Source organism: Flavobacterium sp., from assembly GCF_025352015.1.
Taxonomy (GTDB): domain Bacteria; phylum Bacteroidota; class Bacteroidia; order Flavobacteriales; family Flavobacteriaceae; genus Flavobacterium.
Genome location: NZ_JANXUG010000007.1, coordinates 1 through 2,734 on the forward strand (window position 1 = coordinate 1; position 2,734 = coordinate 2,734).

At 34.9% G+C, this 2,734-nt stretch carries 2 protein-coding genes; both read left to right on the plus strand.

The window, feature by feature from the left end:
- Positions 1-700: hypothetical protein (locus Q0Q96_RS00495; RefSeq protein ID WP_293870201.1), on the plus strand; the 700-nt coding region annotated here is incomplete at its 5' end.
- Positions 701-1,365: 665 nt separating this feature from the next.
- The coding region (locus Q0Q96_RS00500; RefSeq protein WP_293870203.1) for a radical SAM protein at positions 1,366-2,734 on the plus strand (1,369 nt) is incomplete at its 3' end.

Genomic DNA, 2,734 nt, shown 5'->3' on the forward strand with positions numbered 1-2,734 from the left:
CATAGCAAACGCCAATTTACTAAACACTTATATTGTTCAGTTAGATACATTATATAACCCAAGTAATCCAAAATTACTTTTAACAAACTTGCAAAACATATACACTAATTCATTTGCACATCAAGAAAGTGTAAATACATTAGTTGCACCCTACTCTATTGCAGTGGATAATCGTGAAAATGTTTTTGCACCAGTAAGCAAAAAAATAACCAAACTTCGTAAAGCATACAAAGCAACTGAAGGAGTAACCCAAGCACAATTAGAAGATTTTATGACCATTGCTCGTAAATTAAAAGGTATTCGTAAAGTTAATAATACACAAACGACAGATACAACTGTTGAGCAAACGCAGCATTCAACCTCACAAATGAGTTATGACCAGCGCACTAATAACTACGATTTGCTAATCTCACTATTCCAAAACACCCCACACTACACCCCAAACGAAACAGAATATCAAATCGCTACACTGCAAGCAGAAAAAGTCCAAATGTTGCAAGCAACGCAAGGCGTTGCTAATACTATTGTTCCTTTAAATAATGCTCGTAGCATTCGTAATAATTCAATGTATCTTTCAGAAGACAATTTAGTAGATACGTTCAACAAAGCAAAAGATTACTTGTTTACAATCCTTGATAGTAATTCAGTTCAATATAAAGCAATCGCAAAAATCAAATTCAAAAAAGTTGGTCAAGCATAAAAAACGCATAAGCCTTGTGCAAAACTGCATAAGCCTTGTGCCAAACTATATAAACCTTATGCCGAAATAGATAAGCCTTGTGCAAAAGTGAATATGACAACTGCCAAAATAGATAAGCCTTGTGCCAAACTATATAAGCCTTATGCAAAAGTAGATAAGGCTTATGCCAAAATAGATAAGACTTGTGCGCCAGTAAAATAGGCACTTAACAAAAATTTTAAAACTAAATGAAACGCGAAAATTGGAATGTGAAAAGTTATGGCTTCATACAACAGGGGTTTTGTGCAAGTGGGGCTTTCGGGCAAAATTTAAGGTTCAGTAATATCAACAATCATTAGTCTTAAACCGAACGTAAGTGCATCTTTAACCCCACCTGACACAAAGCCCCAAAACGACGTTACCTGCAAGCCTAACAGACGACAGTGCAACAATGAATGACAGAACAAAACATAAACAAATGACTGGACAAATGAACCTTCAGACAGCCGACCCCAAAAGCCAAAGCTTCTGTATTTTTATTTTTGCCCAACGCACATTTTTTAAAAACAATTTTAGCCAGCCGCACAAATGGCGCATTTGGTTTTGCCCGACACACAAGCCAACCCCTCGCAAAACCAAAAGAGCCATTTTTTGCTAACCCACCATTAAATCGATAAATTAGTAATATGAAAGAAATATTTAGACCAGAATGGAATTGTGGAAGACACAACCAAACAGACACTACAAGTCACGCCTTACTTTATAATCTGATAGAAGGTATGGCATATTTTTTTGAAGATGAATCAGCGGACTTAGTAGGTGCAATTTTAAAATACCCTAAAAATGCACAAATTCCTTTACAAGCTCTTGTTGAATCAACCGCTAACCAATTTACAGAAAATGAAATTTCTGAATTTTGTGATGAACTTATTTCAGCTGGACTACTTACTGAAGGCTTGTTGTCTGAATCTGTAATAAAAGAGAATCGGAAAATTGTTGGTGAGCTTAGGAAAAAACAATCAATTGAAATTCAAAAAACAGTACAAGAGCGACTTCCATTTCAGCAAAATGATGCCGAGGATTCTTATATGGATATAATTGAAAAACAAAGAATTCCATTTGTTGTAATGTTTGAGTTAACATATAGTTGCAATGAAAAATGCGTGCATTGTTTCAATCCGGGTGCAGCGAGAAATGAAAATGAAAAATCAACTAGAACAGACCGAGAAGAAATTGATATTTTGCATTATGAAAAACTTTTAAATGACCTACAGCAAATGGGTGTTGTAAAAATTATACTGACAGGCGGAGACCCTTTTGTGAAAAAGGACATTTGGAAATTAATTGAAATGATTTATGAAAGGGATTTTGCATTAGACATTTATACCAATGGTTTAGCGTTGCTTGGTAGAGTTGAAAAACTTGCAAAATTTTATCCAAGAAGCGTTGGGTTATCCGTTTACAGTGCCGATGAAGAAATACATGATAGTATAACAAGAGTTAAAGGTTCATTAAAAAAGACTCTAATGGTTGCAAAAGACTTTGCAGACAATGGTGTTCCGATTTATTTTAAATGTCCAATAATGAATCACAATGCGACAAGTTATTATACAGTTTCCGAATTAGCAAAACAATATGGTGCAACTCCTCAGATTGATATTACACTAACTGATTCAGTTGATGGTGATACGGCAATTACAGAGCAGCTTCAAGTAGATGGTGAATTATTAGAAATTATTTTGAGAGACCCAAATATACCTTTGTATGTAGGCAAAGAAGCACCAAATTATGGCAGCCAACAAAAAGATAAAAGTCAGGCATTTTGTGGAGCAGGAACAGTTTTAATGAATATAACGCCAGAGGGGGATGTAACTCCTTGTAATTCTTTCCCAACACAATTTGGTAACCTAAAAGAAAAATCGTTTTTAGAAATTTGGAATAATTCTAAATCCTTAGACGTATGGCAACATACAGTAATTGCCGATTATGAGGAATGTGGAACACATGAAAGATGTGGTTTTTGCAATAGATGTCCTGGGCAAAGTTTTATTGAAC